The sequence below is a fragment of the Thiobacillus denitrificans ATCC 25259 genome, assembly GCF_000012745.1.
Lineage (GTDB): Bacteria > Pseudomonadota > Gammaproteobacteria > Burkholderiales > Thiobacillaceae > Thiobacillus > Thiobacillus denitrificans_B.
In genome coordinates this window covers 565,823-589,353 of sequence record NC_007404.1, presented here as the reverse complement: position 1 = coordinate 589,353, position 23,531 = coordinate 565,823, and the positions used below count along the sequence as shown (strand labels likewise).

General features: G+C 67.7%; 20 protein-coding genes. 19 read left to right on the top strand and 1 reads right to left on the bottom strand.

The window, feature by feature from the left end; all coding sequences use genetic code 11:
- Nucleotides 1-38: 38 nt before the first annotated feature.
- The 19 genes from TBD_RS02830 to TBD_RS02740 all read left to right on the top strand — a co-directional run bounded on the left by TBD_RS02830 (nucleotide 39) and on the right by TBD_RS02740 (nucleotide 21,800).
- The gene (locus TBD_RS02830) at nucleotides 39-566 is read left to right on the top strand and encodes a cytochrome c oxidase subunit 3 (RefSeq protein WP_187147202.1); all 528 of its coding nucleotides are present in this window, start codon (nucleotides 39-41) and stop codon (nucleotides 564-566) included.
- A 2-nt stretch (nucleotides 567-568) separates the two neighbouring features.
- Complete coding sequence (locus TBD_RS02825) at nucleotides 569-820, top strand: cytochrome C oxidase subunit IV family protein (protein ID WP_011311071.1); 252 nt, start codon at nucleotides 569-571, stop codon at nucleotides 818-820.
- Between the two features lie 18 nt (nucleotides 821-838).
- On the top strand, nucleotides 839-1,654 hold the full coding sequence (locus TBD_RS02820; RefSeq protein WP_011311070.1) for a CbbQ/NirQ/NorQ/GpvN family protein: 816 nt from the start codon (nucleotides 839-841) through the stop codon (nucleotides 1,652-1,654).
- Between the two features lie 3 nt (nucleotides 1,655-1,657).
- Nucleotides 1,658-2,038, top strand: coding sequence for a hypothetical protein (locus TBD_RS02815; protein ID WP_011311069.1), 381 nt, complete (start codon nucleotides 1,658-1,660; stop codon nucleotides 2,036-2,038).
- Nucleotides 2,032-3,072 carry a 4Fe-4S binding protein gene (locus tag TBD_RS02810; RefSeq protein ID WP_011311068.1) on the top strand — a complete coding sequence of 347 codons (1,041 nt, stop codon included), beginning with the start codon at nucleotides 2,032-2,034 and terminating at the stop codon, nucleotides 3,070-3,072. Before TBD_RS02815 ends, TBD_RS02810 begins: the two co-directional genes overlap by 7 nt.
- Nucleotides 3,073-3,074: 2 nt before the next feature.
- Entirely contained in the window at nucleotides 3,075-4,919 is a 1,845-nt protein-coding gene (locus TBD_RS02805; protein WP_011311067.1) for a nitric oxide reductase activation protein NorD, read from the top strand.
- 22 nt (nucleotides 4,920-4,941) lie between these two features.
- A complete protein-coding gene (locus TBD_RS02800) occupies nucleotides 4,942-5,199 on the top strand; it encodes a hypothetical protein (RefSeq protein ID WP_011311066.1) in 258 nt (85 codons plus the stop codon).
- Between the two features lie 269 nt (nucleotides 5,200-5,468).
- Nucleotides 5,469-8,087: an alanine--tRNA ligase gene (alaS, locus tag TBD_RS02795; protein WP_041432282.1), complete on the top strand. Its 2,619-nt coding sequence runs from the start codon at nucleotides 5,469-5,471 to the stop codon at nucleotides 8,085-8,087.
- Nucleotides 8,088-8,204: 117 nt separating this feature from the next.
- Nucleotides 8,205-9,836, top strand: a complete 1,632-nt coding sequence (locus TBD_RS02790; protein WP_238376486.1) for a hypothetical protein — start codon at nucleotides 8,205-8,207, stop codon at nucleotides 9,834-9,836.
- A 167-nt stretch (nucleotides 9,837-10,003) separates the two neighbouring features.
- A complete protein-coding gene (locus TBD_RS02785) occupies nucleotides 10,004-11,434 on the top strand; it encodes a sigma-54-dependent transcriptional regulator (protein ID WP_011311063.1) in 1,431 nt (476 codons plus the stop codon).
- 9 nt (nucleotides 11,435-11,443) lie between these two features.
- On the top strand, nucleotides 11,444-12,757 hold the full coding sequence (locus TBD_RS02780; RefSeq protein WP_011311062.1) for an ExeA family protein: 1,314 nt from the start codon (nucleotides 11,444-11,446) through the stop codon (nucleotides 12,755-12,757).
- 14 nt (nucleotides 12,758-12,771) lie between these two features.
- Nucleotides 12,772-14,499 (top strand): secretin and TonB N-terminal domain-containing protein, encoded by a 1,728-nt coding sequence (locus TBD_RS02775; protein WP_238376485.1) that lies wholly within the window; start codon nucleotides 12,772-12,774, stop codon nucleotides 14,497-14,499.
- Nucleotides 14,500-14,524: 25 nt separating this feature from the next.
- A complete protein-coding gene (locus TBD_RS02770) occupies nucleotides 14,525-15,673 on the top strand; it encodes a hypothetical protein (RefSeq protein WP_011311060.1) in 1,149 nt (382 codons plus the stop codon).
- Nucleotides 15,674-15,677: 4 nt separating this feature from the next.
- Nucleotides 15,678-17,375 carry a GspE/PulE family protein gene (locus TBD_RS02765; protein ID WP_011311059.1) on the top strand — a complete coding sequence of 566 codons (1,698 nt, stop codon included), beginning with the start codon at nucleotides 15,678-15,680 and terminating at the stop codon, nucleotides 17,373-17,375.
- 2 nt (nucleotides 17,376-17,377) lie between these two features.
- Entirely contained in the window at nucleotides 17,378-18,583 is a 1,206-nt protein-coding gene (locus tag TBD_RS02760; protein ID WP_011311058.1) for a type II secretion system F family protein, read from the top strand.
- A complete protein-coding gene (locus TBD_RS02755; protein WP_011311057.1) occupies nucleotides 18,583-20,079 on the top strand; it encodes a monoheme cytochrome SoxX in 1,497 nt (498 codons plus the stop codon). Before TBD_RS02760 ends, TBD_RS02755 begins: the two co-directional genes overlap by 1 nt.
- Complete coding sequence (locus TBD_RS02750) at nucleotides 20,076-20,678, top strand: hypothetical protein (RefSeq protein ID WP_011311056.1); 603 nt, start codon at nucleotides 20,076-20,078, stop codon at nucleotides 20,676-20,678. The genes TBD_RS02755 and TBD_RS02750 overlap by 4 nt, the downstream gene beginning before the upstream one ends.
- Nucleotides 20,671-21,093 carry a hypothetical protein gene (locus tag TBD_RS02745; RefSeq protein ID WP_011311055.1) on the top strand — a complete coding sequence of 141 codons (423 nt, stop codon included), beginning with the start codon at nucleotides 20,671-20,673 and terminating at the stop codon, nucleotides 21,091-21,093. The genes TBD_RS02750 and TBD_RS02745 overlap by 8 nt, the downstream gene beginning before the upstream one ends.
- Nucleotides 21,090-21,800 carry a type II secretion system protein gene (locus tag TBD_RS02740; RefSeq protein ID WP_011311054.1) on the top strand — a complete coding sequence of 237 codons (711 nt, stop codon included), beginning with the start codon at nucleotides 21,090-21,092 and terminating at the stop codon, nucleotides 21,798-21,800. The genes TBD_RS02745 and TBD_RS02740 overlap by 4 nt, the downstream gene beginning before the upstream one ends.
- Here TBD_RS02740 and TBD_RS02735 read toward each other — a convergent pair.
- On the bottom strand, nucleotides 21,763-23,481 hold the full coding sequence (locus tag TBD_RS02735; RefSeq protein ID WP_148202997.1) for a sensor histidine kinase: 1,719 nt from the start codon (nucleotides 23,479-23,481) through the stop codon (nucleotides 21,763-21,765). The genes TBD_RS02740 and TBD_RS02735 overlap by 38 nt on opposite strands.
- Nucleotides 23,482-23,531: the final 50 nt, after the last annotated feature.

Below are 23,531 nucleotides of genomic sequence, written 5' to 3'. Positions count from 1 at the left end.
CCCATCGCGAGCCCCGGGCACTGCCGGGCGATCTCGCGATGTGGTTTTTCATCCTCGCCGAACTGCTGGTGTTCGGCGTCTTCTTTCTCGCGTACGCGTTCGCGCGGGCGCGCAATGTCGAATTGTTCAACGCGTCGCAACTCGCACTCAGCCAGCTGAGCGGCGCGATCAATACCGTGCTGCTGATCACCAGCAGCTATTTCGTCGTCCGCGCCGTCGACCGGGTCCGGCGCGGACACTCCCGCCCTGCGGCCGTCTGGCTCGGCGCCGCGATGGCCTGCGGCGGCACCTTCCTCGTGCTCAAGCTGGCCGAACTCGGCGGAAAAATGAGTGCCGGGATCACGATGTCGACGAACGTCTTCTACATGTTCTACCTCGGCCTCGGCGCCTTCCACTTCATGCACGTCGTGCTCGGCATGGTCATCCTCGGCGCGATCACGCTCAAGGCCTGGCAGGGCGGCTACAGCGCCGCGAATCACGGCGGCGTCGAAACCGGCGCGGCCTACTGGCACATGGTGGACCTCGTGTGGATCGTGCTCTTCCCGCTGATTTACGTGCTGCGCTGACCATGCTCAAGACACCGACCGCCCACTGGCTGATCCTGCTCACGCTGACCGCGCTCGCCGTCGTCCTGACGCGCGACGGGCTGACCGGCAACGCGCTCCTCGCGCCGGTACTGCTGCTGACCTTCATCAAGGGCCGCATCGTGATCGACCATTTCATGGCGCTGCTGCCCGTCGGCGCGCCCTGGCGCTGGATCGTGCTGGGTTGGCTATTCTTGGTGCTGGGCCTCATCGCCTATGCCTTCCAAACGACGTAGAAGCAACCGGAGAATTCCATGAACGACATGTCCACGCCCGGCCTCGATACCCTCTCCGCGGTCCCGTTCTACCAGCCGGTCGGCAACGAGTGCGAACTGTTCGAGTACGCGTTCCGCAAGCGCCTGCCGCTGCTGATCAAGGGGCCGACCGGCTGCGGCAAGACGCGCTTCGTCGCGCACATGGCCGCGCGCCTCGCGCGACCGCTGATCACGGTCGCCTGCCACGACGACCTCACCGCGGCGGATCTCGTCGGCCGCCATCTGATCGGCGACGGCCAGACCGTGTGGTCGGACGGCCCCCTGACGCGCGCGGTGCGCGAAGGCGGCATCTGCTATCTCGACGAGATCGTCGAAGCGCGCAAGGACACGACGGTCGTGCTGCATCCGCTGACCGATGACCGGCGCATCCTGCCGATCGAGCGCACGGGCGAGGAACTGCAGGCGCCCGACGACTTCATGCTCGTCGTCTCCTACAACCCGGGCTACCAGAACCTCCTGAAAAGCCTCAAACCGTCGACGCGCCAGCGCTTCGTCGCGATCAGCTTCGATTTCCCACCGGCAGCGCTCGAGGAAAAGATCGTCATCGCGGAGACCGGTGTCTCGCCGCTCGTCGCGAGACAGCTCGTCAACCTCGCCGGCCACCTGCGCCAGCTGAAGGACCACGACCTCGAGGAGGCGGCGTCGACGCGCCTGCTCGTGTATGCCGCAAGCCTCGTCCAGGCCGGCTGCGACCCGGTCGCCGCCTGCGAAGCGGCGCTCGTCGAATCGCTGACCGACGACAAGGACACGGCCGAAGCACTGCTCGAAGTCATCAAGGCGACCTTCGGCAACTAGGCCATGGACGCGCCGCCCGACCCGCGCGTGGTCGCCGTTCAGGCCGAAGCGCTCTACCTCCTGAACCTGCTTCTGATGCCCGGGCTCGCCTTCCTGCTCCTGCTCCGGCTCAACCGCCGCAACGCCGGCAGCGACAATCGGCTGACGCGCTGCCACCTCAAACAGACCATCACGGCGAGCATCTGGGCCGGGCTGTTGCTGATCGCGGTGCCGGGCGCCGTGGTCTCGTTCGTCGGCATCGAACGCCCCGCAACCTGGGTCGTGCTGGTACTTTATTTCGTCTGCTGCCACGCCGGCATGGTTCTGCTCGGCGTGCTCGGCCTGTCACGCGCGATCGCCGGGCAGACTTACGTCTACCCGCTCTTCGGGGAACGCGAATGCTGAACGCCCAGGCCGCTTCGGCGCTTCGCCTCCGCATCGCACGCGAGGTACGCGGCTGGCTCGGCGTTCCGGTCCAGCGCTGGCGTCAGCTGACCCAAGCGGGTTTCTTTCTGCTATTTGTGTTCGCGCCGGTGTTCGACATCTTCCGTCTCGACCTCAACCTCAAGCATTTCATCCTCTTCGGTTTCGACTGGACGCTCGGGCTCGACGACTTCACCGCCGGCAAGGCGTCCGCAGGAGAGGCCGCCCTCAATCTCGTGCTACGCGGCTTCCTGCCGCTCGTCGCGGTCGTCGGCACGCTGATCTACGTCAGCTGGAAGTGGGGTCGCCTCTATTGCGGCTGGCTCTGTCCGCATTTCTCGGTCGTCGAGACGATCAACCGGACGCTGCGCCGCGCGATCGGCAAGCAGAGCCTGTGGGACAAGAAGCCACAACCCGCGCGCAACCCGGACGGCAGCGAGACGCCACGCGATGCGATCTGGTGGTTCGCGGTGATTCCGCTCGTGGTCGGCTTTGCGGGTTTGTGGGCCGTCGTTCTGCTGACCTACCTGCTGCCGCCAGCGGAGATCTACGGCAACCTCTGGAACGGCACGCTGACCCGCAACCAGGCGATTTTCCTCGGTGCCGCGACCCTCGCGTTTTTCGTCGAGTTCATGTTCGCGCGCCACCTCTTCTGCCGCTACGCCTGCGCGGTCGGGCTATTCCAGAGTCTGGCGTGGATGGGCAACGACAAGGCGATGGTGGTCGGCTTCAAGCGCGAGCACGCGAAGGACTGCGCGAGTTGCTACTCGGCCTGCGACCACGTCTGCCCGATGCGTCTCAACCCGCGCAACGTCAAACGCATGATGTTCGCCTGCGTGCAGTGCGGGCAGTGCGTCGACGCCTGCGACCACACCCAGGAAGGCAATCCACACGGCACCCTGCTCAACTGGGTGCACGACCTGAGCGCCGAATCCGAAGCGGCGTTCAACGTCCGCGCCGCCCGCACGATCCCGATCGCGCAGGCGCCGGTGCAAGCGATGCGGAAGGAGAACTAGCCATGGAAGAATTCGTCGGCGGCCTCTGGGACAAGCTGATCACCCGCACCGCGCACCGCGGCTTTCCGAAGGCACGGGTGACGCTGCGCGAAATCGATCCGATCGCGCCGATCTTCTTCCGCGCCCTCGGCGGCGACCCCGGACTGAGCGTGCGCGCCGGCACGGCGACGGCCCACGGCGCGCGGCGCAGCTGGATGGAACGCGTCGCCGGCGTCGGCGAAAAGATCGAGCTCGCCTGGAGCGACGACACCACACTGCATCTGCCCGCCGAACTCGACGTCTTCCCGGAGCGCGCACAGAACCGCGAACTCTACCTCTGGCTGCTCGCGCTCGCGGCGCACGACGTCGCACCCCAAGCCCCGTGGATCGTGCGCAATCAGGCCGCGACACGCGCCGCGCTGGCAGCCCTGCCCGGCCTCGCGCCGCGCTATCGCCGGCTCGTCGGGGACCTGCTGAATCTGCGGCCGAAGCCCGAGCGCTTGCGCGACCAGGAAGCCGCGGCCGAGGCGGCGATCCGCGCTGCGCTCACCGAACCCGGCTCAGTCACCGACTTCATGGCGGGCAAGCACCCGCCGATGCCCGTTCCGCTGTGGTTGCATCCGACGCCGCCCGTCAATACCGGCGACGCCCGCCAGGCCGGCAGCGCGAAGTCGCCGCAGCCGGGCAGCGCCAAGTCGCAGGCCGACGAGGAAGCGCGCAAGCGCCGCGCCGAACGGGTCGAGATGCCCGAGGCGAAGAGCCCCTTCATGCTGCTCTTCCGCGCTGAAAGCCTCTTTTCCTGGGCGGAATTCGTCAAGGTCGACCGCCCGCTCGACGAAGACGAGAACGAACACGCGGCCAAGGCGGCGAACGATCTCGACATCTTGAGCGTCGCCGACGACGACAAGAGCACCGCGGCGAGCCGCGTGCGCTTCGATCTCGACCTTCCGGCCGAGGCCGACGACGACCTCGTGCTCGCCGACGGCATCCTGCTGCCGGAGTGGAACTACCGCAAGCAGCGCTTGCAGCCCGACCATTGCCGCCTGCAGATGATGGTCGCGCGCGACGCCGAGCCCTGCCCGCTGCCGCAGACCCTGCGCGCGCCGGCGAAGCGGCTGCGCCAGCAATTCCAGGCGTTGACGACGCAGCGCGCCCGCCTGCGTGCGCAACTGTCCGGAAGCGACCTCGACATCGACGCCTGCGTGCGCTTCGCGGCCGACAAGATCGACGGCGTACGCAGCAGCGAGCCGGGCCTCTATGTCGACAGCCGCAAGCAGCAGCGCGACTTGTCCTGCCTGCTGCTGGCCGATCTGTCGCTGTCGACCGACGCCTGGGTCAACAACAGCGCGCGCGTGATCGAGGTGATCCGCGACAGCCTGTTGCTGTTCGGCGAAGCGCTGGCCGCGACCGGCGACCGCTTCGCGCTCTACGGCTTCTCGTCGGTGCGGCGCGACAACGTGCGCTTTCACCTGCTCAAGGGCTTCGACGAACGCTACGACGACGGCATCCGCGGCCGCCTCGCGACGCTCAAGCCCGGCTATTACACGCGCATGGGCGCGGCGATCCGCCACGCCGCCGCGATTCTCGCGACCCGCAAGTCGAGCCGTCGCCTGCTGCTGATCCTGACCGACGGCAAGCCCAACGACCTCGACAAGTACGAAGGCCGCTATGGCATCGAGGACACGCGCATGGCGATCCTCGAAGCCCGGCGCCAAGGGCTCACGCCGTTTTGCGTGACGATCGACGAGGCGGCCGGCGATTACCTGCCGCATCTGTTCGGCGCAAGCGGCTTCGTCGTCGTCCACGACGCGGCCATGCTGCCGCAGGTCCTGCCGAGCCTTTACGCGCGGCTTACCGAAAACATCTGACCCTCAACCCGAAGGAGCACACATGAAAATCGAGATTCTCGACATCGCCGGTCCCATCACGGCCGAAGCAGCCGAAGCCGCCGGCGCCCGCCTCAAGGCCCTGCAGGGCGTGCAGCACGTGTCATTCTTCGACGCGCCCGCGAGCCTGCATGCGCGCCTCGAGGACATCGCGCCGACCCGCGCCGAACTCGTCGCCGTCCTCGAACAAGCCGGCGTGCGGGTCGAAGCGCCGCGGCATCCACACGCGAGCGGGAGCTGCTGCGGCGGCTGCGGCAGCTAGCGAACGCAGTCGTATCGTCCGGCCGCCGCTTCCCTGCGGCGCGCCCTCGGGCGTCACCGCCGCCCATCCAGCAAACACGCGCGGTACCGCGAATCCTCGCCGGTACCGCGTCCGTTCTTTCCGACAGCACCGGCCGCGAACGACACCGACTCGGGCCGCGAGGAGCGGGCGCTTCGCCCTCGGCGGGCCGTGGTATCGCGTGTAAGTGCGGAACGTTAGCGGATACAATGCCTTACTGTCCGCCGTTCACGCACGATGCCCCCCGAAACATGAAAAGCAGCGCCATTCGTCAGAGCTTCCTCGACTTCTTCGCCTCGAAGGGGCATACGGTCGTGCCGTCCAGTTCGCTGGTGCCGGGCAACGATCCGACGCTGCTGTTCACCAACGCCGGGATGGTGCAGTTCAAGGACGTGTTCACCGGCCAGGACACCCGCCCCTACAGCCGCGCCGTGTCGTCGCAGCGCTGCGTGCGCGCCGGCGGCAAGCACAACGACCTCGAGAACGTCGGCTACACCGCACGTCACCACACCTTCTTCGAGATGCTGGGCAACTTCAGCTTCGGCGACTATTTCAAGCAGGACGCGATCAAGTACGCCTGGGAATACCTCACCACCGTGCTGAAGCTGCCGAGCGAAAAACTCTGGGTCACGGTCTACGCGGAGGACGACGAGGCCTACGACATCTGGCACAACGACGTCGGCGTGCCGAAGGCGCGCATCGTCCGCATCGGCGACAACAAGGGTGCGCGCTACGCCTCCGACAATTTCTGGGCGATGGGCGACACCGGCCCCTGCGGCCCCTGCACCGAGATCTTCTACGACCACGGCCCCGACGTCGCTGGCGGCCCGCCCGGCTCGCCCGACGAGGATGGCGACCGTTACATCGAGATCTGGAACAACGTGTTCATGCAGTTCAATCGCGACGAGGCCGGCACGATGCATCCGCTGCCCAAGCCCTCGGTCGACACCGGCATGGGCCTCGAACGCATCTCGGCGGTCATGCAGCACGTGCATTCGAACTACGAGATCGACCTCTTCCAGGCACTGATCGCCGCCGCCGCGCGCGAGACCAACACCCACGATCTGGGCAACAACTCGCTCAAGGTCATCGCCGACCACATCCGCGCGTGTTCCTTCCTGATCGTCGACGGCGTCATCCCCGGCAACGAGGGCCGCGGCTACGTGCTGCGCCGCATCATCCGCCGCGCGATCCGCCACGGCTATAAATTGGGCGCGCGTGCGGCCTTCTTCCACCGCATCGTGCCCGACCTCGGGATCGCGATGGGCGAGGCGTATCCGGAACTCGTCAAGGCGCAGACGCGCGTGATGGACATCCTGCGGCAGGAAGAGGAGCGCTTCTTCGAGACCATCGAGCACGGCATGGGCATCCTCGAGTCCGAACTCAAGAAACTCGTCGCCGGCGGCGTGTTCGACGGCGAACTCGCGTTCAAGCTGCACGACACCTATGGATTTCCGCTCGACCTTACCGCCGACATCTGCCGCGAGGCCGGCGTTGCCGTCGACACCGCCGCCTTCGACGCCGCGATGGCGCGTCAGAAGGCGCAGGCCCGCGGCGCCGGCAAGTTCAAGCTCGGCGCCGGCCTAGACTACGCCGGCGAGGCGACGACCTTCCACGGCTACGACACCCTGGCCCGCGAAGCCAGCGTGCTCGCGCTCTACAAGGACGGCAGCGCGGTCGGCGAACTCAAGGAAGGCGACTCTGGAGTCGTCGTGCTCGACCACACCCCGTTCTATGCGGAATCGGGCGGCCAGGTCGGCGACCGCGGCACGCTGCAGAGCAAGCAAGGCGCCTTCGAAGTCGAGGACACGCTGAAGATCCAGGCGCAGGTATTCGGCCATCACGGCGTGGTCAAGACGGGCTCGCTCGCGGTCGGCGATTCGGTTCTCGCCCGCGTCGACGAGACCGCGCGCGCGCGTACGATGCGCAACCACTCGGTCACCCACCTCATGCACAAGGCCCTGCGCGAGGTGCTCGGCGAACACGTGCAGCAGAAAGGCTCGCTCGTCGACAGCGAAAAAACCCGCTTCGACTTCGTACAGCCGAGCCCGATGACCGCGGCCCAGATCCGCGAGGTCGAGGCGCGCGTCAACGCCGAAATCCTCGTCAACACGCCGACCCAGGCGCGCGTAATGGGCATCGAAGATGCGCAGAAGACCGGCGCGATGATGCTCTTCGGAGAAAAGTACGGCGACGAGGTGCGCGTGCTCGACATCGGCAGCTCGCGCGAGCTGTGCGGGGGCACCCACGTCGCACGCACCGGCGACATCGGCCTCTTCAAGATCGTCTCCGAATCGGGTGTGGCCGCCGGCGTACGCCGCGTCGAGGCCATCACCGGCGACAACGCGCTCGCCTACCTGCAGGCCCGCGAACAGGAGATCCAGCAGGCGGCAGCGGCGCTGAAGGCGCATCCGGCCGAGCTCGGCGCGAAGCTCGCGCAGACGCTCGACCACGTCCGCGCGCTCGAGAAGGACCTCGAGCGCCTGAAATCGAAGCTCGCCGCGAGCGCGGGCGACGAGCTCGTCGCCCAGGCGGCCGATATCAACGGTGTGAAGGTGCTCGCCGCACGGCTCGACGGCATCGACGCGAAGGGCTTGCGCGAGACGGCCGACAAGCTGCGCGACAAACTCAAATCGTGTGCGCTCGTGCTCGGCACGGTCGCCGACGGAAAGGTGAGCCTGATCGCCGCGGTGACGCCCGACGTTACGGCGAAGATCAAGGCGGGCGAACTCGTCAACGTCGTCGCGGCCCAGGTCGGCGGCAAGGGAGGCGGCAAACCCGATCTGGCGATGGCCGGGGGAACCGACCCCGGCGCGCTGCCCGCCGCACTCGCCTCCGTCGAGGCCTGGGTGCAAAGCCGGCTGAGCTGAACAAAGAGACTGGCACAAAGCTTGCTGGATAGACCGGTACCTTGATGTGGTCCCGACCGGATTTGCCTACCCATGAGCTCTTTGGCCACCAGATTTACCGCGCAGCTTTCCCGCCTGGTGCCCACCGGTAAGCGCGCCGACGACCCTCTGAACGACCTCAAATCGGCGGCCCGCTGGCTCGACGGCCTGCCGGTCGGCGACGCCTTCAAGTGCCAGGACGCCGTCTGCCGCACGCTCAAGCGCTCCAATGAAGACCCCGAGAGCTTCACGCGCGCACGCCTCGAGATATTCATGCTGCTCGACGAACGCTCGCGCGATCTGCAGGACACGCTCGTGCGCCAGTACCTGCGCAACCCTCGCATGTCGCGGCAGATGGAAAGCCAGCTCTGGCACGCGATCTACGGGCTTTCCTGGGAACTCGCGCGCGGTTATCACAGCTTCGTGCTCCACCTTTCGCGCGACCCGGGCGGGCGCCACGCGGACGTGATCCCGCGCATCACCCTGCGCGCGGTGCGTGCGTTCGGCCAGCTGCTGAAGTGCCGGTCGATGCGTTACCTCGCGGCCGGCGAAAAGCTGTGGCTACGCCTGCACAATCTCTACCGCATCGCCGAGAGCGGGGGCTTTCAGCGCAGCGCGCAACGTGCCTATCCCGACGAGAATTCCGACTGCAGCTGCGAGACCGCGTACGTGCACATCCTGATGCTGAATCTCGCCAACTCGGGAACGCTCTACCCCCGGCAGATCAACATGCTCGACCGCTGGCTCTGCAACTGGCACGGCATGCTTCAGCTCGAAACGCACCTCGACCCCGATCGCCACACCTTCGTGATCGACCTCGCGGCCGACGAGGGGCCACGCCGGCTGCGCAAACCTGACCTCGCGAAACCCCTGCGTTTCTGGGAAACGGAGCGTCTGCTGCAGCGCGTGAACGAGATCTTCGGCGACCTGTTGCGCGGCGGCGCGCCGCGGCAGGCCGGCCTCGGCGACGCGCGTACCGCCGAAAGCCTCGAACTGCTCGACTACCTGCGCCAACAGTGGGCTCCGCTCGCCAGGCGCGAGCAGCGGCGAGCGCCGCGCGAAGCGGTCAAGCGGCTGGTCGACGTCGCGCACGGACTGAGCACCGTCGTCGCCCAGATCAAGCTCAGCAACGCGCCTGCGCGCGTGTCCCCGTACGGAACCGGGCTCGACTACAACGAGGCCGACGACGTGCACGTCTACGGCTTCGTCACCGAGCGCACCCGCGACCGCGCGTCGATCCTGAAAAACCGTGCGGTCCCCTCCCCCGACGTCGAGCGCTGGGTGATCCACGACGAAAGCGAGTGCGGCCTGGGCGCGCGCGTCGAGTCGCGCGACAAGGACTGGCTCCGCGTGGGCGCCCTGATCGGGGTTAGGCCGCACGACCGCGACGACTGGCAGCTCGGCGTCGTCCGCCGCCTGGCGCGCGAGGGCGACGAAACCAGCTCCGTCGGCATCGAAATCCTGCCGGGCAGGCCGGAATTGACCATGCTTGTCGACCTGTCGACACCCGCCTATACGGTCAAAGGCGTCGACGATGGCGCGGGCATGCTGCCGCACGCCTGCCTCCGGCTCGACACGTCCCCGCCCAGCCTCGTCCTCGATCCGATCCTCTTCGCCCCGGGCAAGATGCTGGAAGTGCACGGTTCCGCCGAGCGAACACACCTCATCCTCGGCAATCCGATCGACCGCTCCGAAGGCTGGATGCGGGTCGGCATCGACCCCCTGGACTGACACAGGCCGGCTTCCCGGCCGGCCGCGCCGCGGATGCCGGCGCCCACGTGCGCCGGTTTCACTTTGATTGCCTCTCTGGCACAATCGTCGAAAGTCCGACAGCGCACAAAAAACGTCCTGCCCGCCGAGAGCAGACGCATGGTCGGCACGACTCGACCGGAGGATATGTGGTCCAAACCAACAAGCCGACTTTGCTGATCGTCGATGACGATCCGCTGATTTCCGACACTCTGACCTACGTTCTCAGCAAGGACTTCGAAATCTCGGCCGCCGAGTCGCGCGCACAGGTCAGAAGCCTGATGATGCAGCTCGACGAGCCGCCGCAACTGGCGCTCGTCGACCTCGGCCTGCCGCCGCAGCCGCACAAGCCCGACGAGGGCTTCGCCCTGATCGCCGATCTGCTCGGCATTTCCCCGAGCATCAAGATCCTGGTCCTGTCGGGCCAGAGCGACGAGGCCAACGCGCGTCATGCGCGGGCGCTCGGCGCGATCGACTTCGTCGCCAAGCCCTGCGAGCCGGAACGCCTGAAGTCGCTGCTGTTCAACGCGCTGCTCGTGCAGGACGCCGAGCGCAGCGCCGACAAGGCGCCGGCGCCGGCCAAGGACTCCGGGATCGTCGGGCAGAGCCCGGCCATGGACAAGCTGCGCGAACAGATCAAGCAATACGCCGCAGCGCCGTTCCCGGTGCTGATCGAAGGCGAATCGGGCAGCGGCAAGGAGCGCGTCGCGTCGAGTCTGCATCAGCTCTCGCCGCGCTCGGCCAAGCCCTACCTCGCGCTCAACTGTGCCGCGATCTCGCCGACGCTGGTCGAACCGACGCTGTTCGGTTACGCCAAGGGCGCGTTCACCGGCGCGACCAGCGCCCGGGCGGGCTACTTCGAGGAGGCCGAGAACGGCACGCTGTTCCTCGACGAAATCGGCGAATTGCCGCTCGAACTGCAGGCCAAGCTCCTGCGCGTGCTCGAAAATGGCGAATACCAGCGCGTCGGCGAAACCCAGCCGCGCTTCTCGAACGCCCGCGTGGTCACCGCGACCAACCGCGACTTGCGCGCCGAGATCAAGGCCGGGCGCTTCCGCGCCGACCTCTACCACCGTCTGTCGGTATTTTCGATCACCGTGCCGCCGCTGCGAGAAATGGGCCAGGACAAGCTCACGCTGCTCGAGCACTTCCGTGATTTCTATGCGCGCGAAGCCAAGAGCGCACCCTTCCAGCTCGATTCGCGTGCCCAGCAGATCTGGAAGGACTATCACTTCCCCGGCAACGTTCGCGAACTGCGCAACATCGCGATCCGCCTGACGACGAAGTATCCGGGAACGACGGTCAACGTCGAGCAGCTCGAAGCCGAACTCGACACCGATCAGGCCTACCCCCAGGAAATCCCGCTGGCGAGCGACAGCAAGGCGCTGATCGAACTCGCGCGCAAGCAGCTGCAGACGCTCGCCAACTTCAACCTCGACGTCACGTTGCGCCAGTGGGAAAAAGCCTACGTCGAAGCCGCGCTCAACATGACGCACGGCAACCTGTCGCAGGCAGCGAAGCTGCTCGGCATCAACCGCACCACGCTCTACAGCCGCATGCAGACCTACGGAAGCGAATAGCCCTCGTCCGTGTATCTCGACTACTTCGGCCTGAAAGAAGCGCCCTTCCGCATCACGCCGAACACCGAGTACTGGTACGCCGGCGGCCAGCGTGGAGAAATCCTTGCGGCATTGCTCTACGCGATCGCGCACGGTGAAGGCATCATCAAGGTCGTCGGCGAGGTCGGCAGCGGCAAGACCATGCTGTGCCGCAAGCTCGCAGCCCAGCTTCCCGACGATGTCGACAGCGTCTACCTCGGCAATCCGTCGCTCGACCCCGACGACATGCTGGCCGCGATCCTCGCCGACCTCGGCGAAACCACGGCGAGCGGGCGGCACGCGCGCCTCGCCCAGCTCAACGCCGTGCTCCTCGCCCGGCACGAGGCGGGACGGCGCGTCGTCGTGTTCGTCGAGGAAGCGCAAGGCATTGCCCTCGACAAGCTCGAATTCCTGCGCCTTCTGACCAACCTCGAGACCGCCACTGACAAGCTCCTGCAAATCGTGTTGTTCGGCCAGCCGGAACTCGACACCCAGCTCGCCGACCCGCGCATCCGCCAGCTCAGGGACCGCATCACCCTGAGCCTCTACCTGTCGCCCCTGAACGAAGGCGAAGTCGGCGACTACCTGCGCGCCCGTCTTGCCGTTGCCGGCTACCGCGGGCCCGACCTGTTCTCGGAAGCCCTGATCGCGCGCCTCACACGCCTGTCCGCGGGACTGTCGCGGCGCATCAACGTGCTCGCCGACAAGACCCTGCTCGCAGCCTACGCCGCCCAGACCCACACCCTGACGCTCGCCCACCTCGACGCCGCGGCCGGCGACGCCGAGCTGCCGCAGACTCAACGCACCGCGCCGCGCCGCATGACGAATCGGCGTTGGGCCTGGCTGGGCGTGGGCGCGGTCGCGCTCGGACTGCTCGCCTGGGCTGCCTGGCAAGCGCGCCCACAACCTTCCGCCGCGATCCCGGCGGCTGCGGCGGTTCCGGAGCCCGCCGTATCCCACGCTGTACGCGTCCTCGACGAGGCGCGCCTGACCCGGCAATGGCTCGCTGCCGCGGCGCCGGGCACCCATGTCATCCAGGTCGCTGCGGCTAAAGATGCGGCGCAGGCAGCCGTATTATTGGCAGGCCTGGATCCCAACACGCCACGGCCCGTGCGCGTGTTCTACGGACGCAGCCGGGGCGCCCCTGCCTGGATGATACTGGTCGGAGAATTCCCCGACCGTGACGCGGCGACGACGGCCCTGCGCCAGCTGCCGGCCACGACGCCCGGCGTCGAGGCCCTGCGGGACGCGCCGTTTCTGCGCACCGTAAGGAAAATGCGCGCCGTGGCGCTGCCTACTGGATGACGATGAACACTGGCTTGAAACGCTTTCGCTTGACGCTGCTCGCTGCCGTGGTGCTCACGAGCGGATGCGTGCCGCCGCGGGCGTTCGACACCTCGCCCGGCCACATCACGCAACCGGCCCAGCCCGCGGCAGGCACGCCGCCGGCTCCGGTCCGGGCCGCGCCCGTGCTGCCGCCACCGAAACCCAGCGCGCCCGTACCGACGTATACGGTCGTGGTCAACGACGTCCCGGTCAAGGATCTGCTGTTCTCGATCGCGCGCGACACCCAGTACAACATCGACCTGCATCCGGGCATCTCCGGTCGCGTCTCGCTCAACGCCGTGCAGGAGCCCCTGCCGGCGATCCTCGAGCGCATCGCGCGCCAGGCCGATCTGCGCTACGAGATGAACGGGCGCACGGTGTCGATCATGCCCGACTCGCCCTACGTCAAGACCTATACCGTCAACTACGTCAACGTCGCGCGCAACACGACATCGAGCGTCGGGGTCGCGGCGCAGATCGCTAGCACCGGCGGAAACATCAGCTCGGCGAGCGCAGGCGGTTCGGCCGTCGGCAACTCGTCGACGACCACGGTCGCGAGCGAATCCAACAACAACCTCTGGAACGTGCTTGCCGAGAACATCCGCACGATTCTCGCGGGCACTCGCGCCGTCACCCAGAGCAACGAGGAGCGCGCCGCGCGTCTGGAGGCCGAGAAGGCAGCACGCGCCGAACGCGTCTCGCAGGCCGAAGCTGCGAGCAAGGCCGGCGCCGGGGCCGCCAGCCTGTTCACCGCGGCATTCGACAGACAGTCGAGCTTCGACGCAAGCAACGACGTCGCGGTCAACCCTGTGGCCGGAACCGTGACCGTGCTCGGCACCGCCAAACAGCAGGCGCTGGTCCAGCAATACCTCGACCGCGTGATGCAATCGGCGCAGCGGCAGGTGCTGATCGAGGCGACGATCGTCGAAGTCACGCTCAAGGACCAGTATCGCGCGGGTATCGACTGGTCGAAGGCCCTGGAGGGTACGACGGGGTGGACGATCAACACTTTGAGCGGCGGCAGCAACGCGCTCGCCAACACACTCACACCGTTCATCCAGGCGACGTACACCAACGCGGGTAGTAACGGATTTACCGCCGCGATCGACCTGCTGGAATCGTTCGGCAAGGCCAAGGTGCTGTCGAGCCCCAAGCTCATGGCGCTGAACAACCAGACCGCGCTGCTCAAGGTCGTCGACAATCTCGTGTATTTCAACGTCAAAGCCGACACGACGGCGACCGCGAACGTAGGGACGACGACGACGTTCACGACGACGCCGCAGACCGTGCCGGTCGGCATCGTGATGACGATGACGCCGCAGATCAACGAGAACGGGATGGTTTCGCTGACGGTCCGCCCGACGATTTCGCGAAACGTCGGTTTCGTCCGAGATCCCAATCCAAGCATTCCGGTCGCGATCCCCAACCAGGTTCCCGTCATCCAGGTCCGCGAAATGGAGTCATTGCTGCAGGTCCGCAGCGGTCAGACCGTCATTCTCGGCGGGCTGATCCAGGACGACTCGAACAACGCGCGGGACGGCATCCCGGGCCTTTCGCGCCCCGAAGGCATCGGCGCCGTGTTCGGTCAGCACGAGCAAATCAACAGCCAGACCGAACTCGTGATCTTCCTGCGCCCGATCGTCGTCGCCAATCCCTCGCTCGAGGACGAGGAGTTGCGGCGTTTCCAGCACCTCCTGCCGCGCGTCGGCAGCAGGCAGTGATTCGAATCCACCCACGGACGACACCGTGAGCCTGCTGCTCAAAGCGTTGAAACAGGCCGAAGCCGCGAACGCGGAATCGTCGAACGCCGCCGACGGCTACGGCCGCGTCGAAGGCGATCTGGAACTCGAGCCCGCGCTTCCGGGCGCCGCGAAGGCCCGCGAGTGGGTCGAGCCGCCCGGCCTGCTGTTCGGCAAGTCCGGCGCCGCCCCGGAGCGGGAGCGCCCACTGCTGTCGCGGCTGCCGCATCTCTCGCTGGTCCCGCTGACCGCGCTTCTCGCCGGGCTCGTCGCCGCCGCATACGGCGTGTACCTCTACTTCGCGCTCCAACCGGCCGCGCCCGCCCCGCCTCCGCCCGCCGTCGACGAAAGCGCGTACCTCATCCCGTCGGCCGCCTCTCGCCCCGCTGTACCTGCGGTGCCCACGGCGCCGGAAACCGCTGCTCCGCCCGAGCCGCGCAAGGCCCCGCCCCCTGCGCCGCGCCTTGCCCCGCCGCCCGCTTCCGGCGGGCCGGCCTCGCCTGCCCCACCGACCCCGGCGGCACGCCCGGCGGCGCCCACCGCGCCATCGGCGCCGTCGCCAGCCCCGAGTCCCGCGGTGCGCTTCCGGCCCGATGCGCAGTCGAGCCTGCTGACCGAGGCGCATGCCGCCTACCAGCGCGGCGCCATCGACGAGTCGCTACGGCTCTACACGCGGGCTGCGAATGCCGCGCCGAGCGTCGATGCCCTGCTCGGACTGGCCGCGATCGCGGGCGTGCAGAAACGCGAGGCGGACGCACAGCGCCTGTATCAGCGCGTGCTCGACCTCGATCCACGCAACGCGACCGCGCAGGCCGCCTTGCTCGATCTTCTCGGCAGCACCGACGACGGGGCCGCCGAAAGTCGCCTGAAGCTTCTGCTCGAACGTGAGCCGAGCCCCCATCTCTATCAGACCCTCGGCAATCTCTACGCCGGCCAGAACCGCTGGGGCGATGCGCAGGCGGCGTATTTCGAGGCCTTCCGCGGCGCCGCGAACAACGCCGACTATGCCTACAACCTCGCCGTGAGCCTCGATCAGTTGCACCAGTATCCCGCCGCGTTGAGCTACTACACGAAAGCCCTGGCGCTCGGCGGCGCTCACCGCTTCGATCGTGCGCAGGCCGAAGCGCGGGTGCAGCAACTGCAACGGATGCGCTGACCGCATGGAACGCCGCAAGAAACTGCGCATGGGCGAAACCCTGGTGTCCCAGGGGCTCATCACGCTCGACCAGCTGCGCATCGGCCTCAAGGAGCAAAAGGCCACGGGCCTGCCGATCGGCCGCCAGCTCGTCGCGCTCGGGTTCATCACCGAGGCGGTGCTGCGCGACCAGCTCGCGAACGCGCTCGGCAGCCAGGGCATCGACCTGACCCAGGTCGTCGCCGACCCCGAAGCGCTGCATCTGGTGCCCGAGGATTTTGCGCGCCGCCATCATCTGCTGCCGATCGCCCACGACGCGGCGCGGAACGTGCTGACGCTTGCGACGACCGACATGTTCAACGTCGTCGCGCTCGACCAGCTCAAGGCCGGACTCGGCGGCCATCTCGAAATCGACGCGCTGCTCGCCGGCGAAGCCCAGCTGCTCGAGTGCATCGACAAGTTCTACGGCTTCGACCTCTCGCTCGACGGCATCCTGCGCGAAATCGAAACCGGCGAAGTCGACTACGCCAGCCTGAATCCCGAGACCGAGGAATACACGCAGCCCGTCGTGCGACTCGTCGGCGCGCTGCTGACCGATGCCGTCAAGCGCGAATCGTCCGACATCCACTTCGAACCCGAGCATGCCTTCCTGCGTATCCGCTACCGCATCGACGGCGTGCTCGAACAGATCCGCAGCCTGCACAAGACCTATTGGCCGGGCATCCTCGTCCGCCTCAAGGTGCTCTCGGGCATGAACATCGCCGAGACGCGCGCGCCGCAGGACGGCCGCATGTCGCTCACGCTGAACGGCCGCCCGATCGACTTCCGCGTCTCCTCGCAGCCCGGCATTCACGGCGAAAACCTCGTCCTGCGCATCCTCGACCGCGAAAAATCCATCATGCCGCTCGAGCAGATGGGCTTCACCGCCGACGCGCTGCGCGAACTGCAGCTGATGATGGCGCGCCCCGAAGGCATTCTGGTCGTCACCGGCCCGACCGGCTCGGGCAAGACGACGACGCTCTACTCGATGCTCTCGCATCTCAACAACGAGACCGTGAACATCATGACGCTCGAGGATCCGGTCGAATATCCGGTCACGCTGATGCGCCAGAGCTCGGTCAACGAGACGCTCAAGCTCGACTTCGCCAACGGCATCCGCTCGATCATGCGGCAGGATCCGGACATCATCCTGGTCGGCGAAATCCGCGACAAGGACACGGCCGAAATGGCGTTCCGTGCGGCGATGACCGGGCACCAGGTGTTCACGACGCTGCACACCAACTCGGCGCTCGGCGTGTTTCCACGCCTGATGGATATCGGCATCCAGCCCGGCATCCTGTCGGGCAACATCATCGGCGTGGTCGCACAACGCCTCGTGCGCAAGCTGTGTCCGCGCTGCAGGGAGGCCTACAAGCCGGACGAAGACGAGGCCCGCATCCTCGGCATCGACGCGGCCGAGCCGACCTGGATCTTCCGTGCAACGGGCTGCCCCGCTTGCAGCCACAAGGGCTACCGGGGGCGGCTGGCGCTGATCGAACTGTTGCGCATGGATCCCGAACTCGACGAGCTCGTCGCCAGCCACGCGCCCTTGCACGAGATTCGCCGCGCAGCGCTCAGGCACGGCTACCACCCGCTCGCCGAGGACGGCGTCAAGCGCGTGCTCGACGGCGTCACCTCGCTCGCCGAAGTCGCGCGCGTCGTCGACCTGACCGGGCGGGCCTGACGATGCCGTTTTTCGACTACCGCGCCGTCGACCAGACCGGACGCAACGTGCGCGGGACGCTGTCGGCGGTCAACGACGTCGACCTCGAACTGCGGCTCAAGCGCATGGGGCTCGACCTCATCACGCTGTCCGAGCTGTCGCGGCAGTACGCGCCGCAGGGCCGCGACCGCGTCACGCGGCGAGACCTCGTGACCTTCTGCATCCACATGCGCTACATCACGCGCGCCGGCATCCCGCTGCTTGAAGGCCTGCGCGACCTGCGCGACAGCATGGACAAGCGCGGCTTCCGCGACGTGCTGACCGCGTTGCTCGAGGACCTCGAAGGCGGCAAGGTGCTGTCGCAGGCGCTGGCGGCGCACCCCGCCGTGTTCGGCGCCGTGTTCGTCCACAGCGTCAAGGCTGGCGAGCAGACCGGCCTCCTCGACGCGGTCTTCGAGCGCCTCGCGGAATCGCTCAAATGGCAGGAGGAAGTCGCTGCCAAGGCGCGGCGGCTGATGATTTATCCGCTGCTGGTGCTCGCCGTCGTCGGCGCGGCGATCCTGTTCCTGCTGATTTACCTCGTGCCCCAGGTGCTCACGCTCGTCGAGACCATGGGCGTCGTCCTCCCGCTGCCGACGCTGATCCTGATGGCCGTGTCCGAGGCGGTGCGCTCGTACTGGCTGATCGGTCTGCTCCTGGCCTTCGCGCTCGGCGTCGGCGTACCGCTCTGGGTGACGAAGAACGAGGCCGGGCGCGCGTGGTGGGACCGCGCCCAGCTGCGACTGCCGGTGGTCGGGCCGATCGTGAAGAAAATCGTCCTTTCGCGTTTCACCAACACCCTGGCGATGATGTACCGCTCCGGGGTGAGCGTGCTCGACGCGCTGCGCGCGGGCGAAATGGTCGCGGGAAACCGCCTGATCGCCGAGGGCATCCGCCGTGCCGGCCAGCAGATCGCCGAAGGGCGCGGCCTGTCGGAAAGCTTTCATTCGCTCGCGCTGTTCCCGCCGCTGGTGATCCGCATGCTGCGCGTCGGCGAGACGACCGGCGCGCTCGACGAAGCCCTCGACAACGTAACCTATTTCTATAACCGCGAGGTGCTCGACTCGATCGAAAACGGCCTAAGGGTCCTCGAGCCGATGCTCACGGCCATTCTCGGGCTGCTGCTCGGCGGCATTCTGGTGTCGGTGCTGCTGCCGATTTACGACCTCATCGGAAACCTGCCGCTGTGATGCTCGACCATCGCCTGATCCTGCTTGCGACGGCACGCCAGATCGGCGTCCTCGACTGGCGGCCCGGGCGCATGCACTGGCTGGGTGAGTTCCGCGCAACGCCCGAAGGCCTCGTCGCCTTCCAGCGCATCATCGCGCGCAACGCCGGTCTGCCCGTCGTGCTCGTCGCCGATACGGTCGAGGAAGACTATCGCAGCGAAATTCTGCCGCACGTGCAGGGCCGCGCGCGCGCCGAGTTGCTCGGGCGAAAGCTCAGGCAGGTGTTCCGCAACGCGCGCTTCACCGGCGCCTGGCGCCAGGCACGCGAAGCGAGCGGCCGCCGCGACGACCGCTACCTGCTCGTCGCGCTGCCCGACGCCGACTGGCTCATGCCCTGGCTCGGCGTGCTGCACCGCGAAGGCACGCCACTCGCCGGTATCACGCCGCTCGCACTTGCCTACCAGTATCTGCTCGGCAAGCTCAAGGCGCCGTCGACCCATGTGTTACTGGCCTGCCGGCTCGGCAACGGGCTGCGGCTGTCCTACTACCACGACGGCCTGCTGCGGTTTTCGCGCCTGATCGCGGGCGAGACACCGACCCAGTCGCCGGGCAACGCGGCGGAGGAAATCGCCAAGACCCAGCTCTATATGAGCGGCCAGCGCATCCTGCCGCGCGAAGCGCGCCTGCATGTGTTGCTGCTCGACCCGTCGGGTCAACTCGACAGCGCGCAGGCGCCGCTGAACGCCGATCCCGCGTTCAGCGCGCGCGTGATCGACCTCGCGACTCTGGCGCGTGCGCTGCACATCCCGGACGACTTTCTGCGGCTGACGCCGGAGGTTGCGCCCCTCGCGGCGATCGCCAGCGAAGCCCTGCCGCTCAACCTCGCGCCGGTCGAACTGCTGCAACCCCATGTCGAATTTCTGTGGCGCCGCGGTCTGCGCGCCGCCGCAGGCATCATCGCCTTCCTCGGCGCCGGGATGACCGCCGCCTACTGGCTGCACGCGCAGGACGTGAGCGATCAGGCGACCCAGCTCGCGAAGCAGGTGCAGCGCCTCGAGGGCCGCTACATGGCCATCGCACGCACCTTCCCGCCGGACGCGGAAACACCCGAGGACCTCGCGCGCACCGTCGCCCTGGCCGCCCGTCTCGACCGCCGCCAGACCGAGGTCGACACGCTTCTGGCCACGGCCGGCGCGGCCCTGCAGTCGACACCGGGGGTCGTGCCCGAAACGCTGAGCTGGCATGACGAGACCCTGACCTCGGGGCAGATACGTCTCGACATCGACGCCGCGCTCGTGCCGTTCGACGGCAACTTCCGCGTGGCGATGCAGGATATCGAGGGCTTCATGCGCGCCCTCGATGCGGTGCCGGGCGTGGCCGGCGTGAGCCTCGTGCGCAGCCCGGTCAACGCCGACTCGACCGGCACGCTGGCGGGCAAGACCGTCGCAGGCGACGCGGCGAGCGCACCCGCCGCACGCTTCAGCGTCAGCGCCCGTCTCGCCGAGGTCGCGCGATGACACGCCCCCCCTTCGCCGCCCTCAAGTTTCACCTGTTGCTCGTGCTGGTCGCGCTGCTGCTCGCGGGCGCCGGCATCTGGTGGGGGGGCGGTGAAGCCGCGCGCGCCGCGGCGGAGCTCGAGGCGCAGCAAGGCGCGCTCGACGCGGTGCGGCGCAAGCTCGAGAGTAGCCGCCAGCAACAGCACCTGATCGCGACCCATCTCGGCGCTTATCGGGCGCTCGTCGCGCGCGGCTTCGTCGGCGCCGAAGACCGGCTCGCGTGGATCGAGGCGGCGCAGCTCGCGAACCGCGATGCCGGTCTTTACGGGCTCGACTACCGCCTGGCGCCGCGCACCGATGCGCTGCCCGCGCTCGCCGACGGCCTCCCGCTCGGGCAAACCGTGATGACGCTGGCCATGCCCGTGTTGGTTGAAACCGATCTGCCGCGCTTTCTCGCGGCGCTGAAGGCGCGCGCGCCGGGCGTCTACCGCGTCCAGGGTTGCCGGCTGAGCAAGCGCGAAGACCTCGCGCTCGCCGCCGCCAGCCGGCCGACCTTGCAGGCAGAATGCGAACTGCTGTGGTTCACCGTCGCAGCGACGGATCGGGGGCAGGATGCGTAACCGGTCTTCGCGCCGATTCCCGTCGTGTCTTGCCGCGCCGCTGCTCGGCACGCTGAGCCTCCTCGTCCTCGGCGTCGCACCGGCGCAAGCGACCGAGATCGGCCGCCTTTTCTTCACCCCGGCCGAGCGCGCGCAACTCGAGGCGGCGCGGGCGCGGACCAGTGGCCGCGCGCCATCCCCGGCCCCGTCTGCCGCGAGCGACACGCCGCCGCCCGTACGTTACGACGGGGTCGTGATCCGTTCCGACGGCAAGACGACGCGCTGGGTCGACGGCGCGGCCGAGTTCGACGGGACCGGCCCGTCAGGCTTGAAGCCGGGCCAGATCCGCAGCGACGGCAAGGTGTACGAACCGTATCAGGTGCTGCGACCGTCCACCCCGCCTTCGCCGCCGCTCGAGAAGGAACCCGCCCCATGACCCCGCAACGCGGCTTCACGCTGATCGAACTCGCGATCGTGCTCGTGATCATGACCATCCTGATCGGGGGGCTCGCGGTTCCGTTGTCGGCTCAGATTCAGGCGCGGCGGATCGCGGAAACCAAGCAGACATTGAACGAAGCGCGCGAGGCGATTTTTGGATATGCGATGGCGCACTCAGCCAGCAATGGCACTGGCGCACCCTACCTGCCCTGCCCGAACGTCAATGGCGACGGCCTCGAAGGGCCCCGCGACGCGGGCAGATGCCTTAACACGGAAGGTTTTTTCCCCTGGGCTGCATTGGGGACGGCGGCGCAGGACGCCTGGGGCAACCGTCTGCGGTACGCCGTTACCGAAGAATTCGCGAATTCCGTTACGGGCTTTCAGAACGCAGACGTGGGCGATCGCCAGGTTTGCACTACCAGCACAAATGCGGATTCTGACGATTGCGGCGCGCTCGGAAACGTAGCCGCGAACGTGCCGATCGTCATTCTTTCCCACGGTCCGAACGGCTGGGGTGCCCGCAACCTCAACGGAAATACTTTGGCAGCCCCATCGAGCAATACCGAGCGCGAAAACACCAACAGCGACCACGTCGACCAAGAATTTGTCAGCCGCACGCCTTCAGACGACTTCGACGACCTCGTGACCTGGATTTCCGCCGATCAACTCAGGGGGCGGATATGTCCGGGTGGCGGCTGTCCGTAGCCTGAATTCGGAGCGTCACCTGGCCCGCCTGATTGGCCGGCAGATCGAGGCGAAAGCCCGAACGTGCCGCCTGGCGCGCCGCCTGATAAAGCCCGACGCCAAGCCCGAAATCCGACGCCACCGGACTCAGGAACAGATTACGCGCGACATGCTCGGGGGCGGGCGCGCCGGTGTCGGTCACGGTCAAGGCGACCGTCGGCCGCAAACTGAGGCGCACCTCCACGGCTACACCCACGCCGCCGCGGCGTTTGCGCAGCGCGTTGGCGAGCAGATTGTCGGCCACGCTGTCGAACAGGTCCTGCGGCAAGGGCGTTTCGTCGAGCGCGTCGGCGGAGAACCCCACATCGTCGTGCTCGTAGCGCGCCCGCAGCGCAGCCCACCAAGCCTGTGCCGGCACGTGCGCCGCATCCATTTCCGTCGGCTGCTTGAGCTTGTCGACGGTCTGCGACAGGCGCGCGACGAGCTGTGGCACCTGGCGCTTCATCAAGGCCAGGAGGCGGTCGCTGTCCTCCGGGGTCGCGGTATCGACCGCGGCGAGCAGCGTCTTTACCGACTGCAGGATGTTCTTGACGTCATGGGTGAGCCGCGCGCCGGTATCGTGAATCGCCTGGCTGTAGGCCTGCTCGCGCAAGGTCTGCTCACGCACCTTGGCGGCATAGAAATAGCCGAGCAACTGCGACAGCAGGCGCACGTGCAGCGCGAGCGAAGGCGTCAGCGGGCGCGGCGCATACCAGGCGAGCGCGAGGCCGTGGAAGGCGTGCTCGACCCGGTGCGGCGCCTGGTCCCCGAAGTGGCCTTCGCCGCGCGCCGCCTGCCACCGGCCGCCGCTGATCCAGGTCAGTTCGTGCAGGTCGGCGAGTGCATCGCGCACGAAGGACTCGGGATCGCGTTCGCGTTCGGCGAGCGTCGCCAGCCGCCGGGCCCAGCCCTCGAACGGCAGCCCGACCGAGAGCAGGTAGCGCGACGTCAGCTGGCCGAGGCCGGTAAAGCCGGCGCGCGGGTTCCACAGCCACGACAGCGCAAGCAGCAGCGCCGCCATACCGAGCAGCGTCTGCACGAGCGCCCACGCGTAGCCCACCTTCGCGACCGCGACGACCGCGAACACGCCGAGCGCCATCACGATCACGAGCAGCGACAGCATGAGCCCGTAGATGAAGTCGAGCGTCGACGAGGCACCGCGCTGGCGTTCACCCGGCAGGAACAGAATGGCAAGCGGCAGCAGCGGCAGCCCGTAGCGCACGGCAAATTGGAGTTCGTCGGGCAAGGCCGTGTCGCCGAGGCTTTGCGGCAACACCCAGGCGAGCAGCAAGGCGAGCAGGTACGCGAGCGCGAGTAGATAAGGCAGGTGCTGCCGACGCCCGTCGTGCGAGGCCGCGACGGCACCGACCAGCCCGGCGAGCACCGCCAGCCACAGCGCGAGGACCCAAGGGCTGTCGACCAGCACGAGCAGGGCGGCCATCGCAAACACAGGCAGCGCGAGCCGCGGCTCGATGCGGGCCTCGCTCCTCACCAGCGGCTGCCAGAGCAGGAACAGCCCGTAATGCGCGAGCAGGAATCCGCGGCTTATAGCCGCTTCGGCATCGAACGCGACGGCCGCGTGCAGGGCGAGCAGCATCAGCGCAAGCCAGCGACCTGGGGCGACGCGCGTCAAACGGACAGCCAGCGTACTGAGCCAGGGCATGGGCGGGGCGTTTGGGGTAGGTTCGTGCATCGACGAGGAAGGCTGGACCG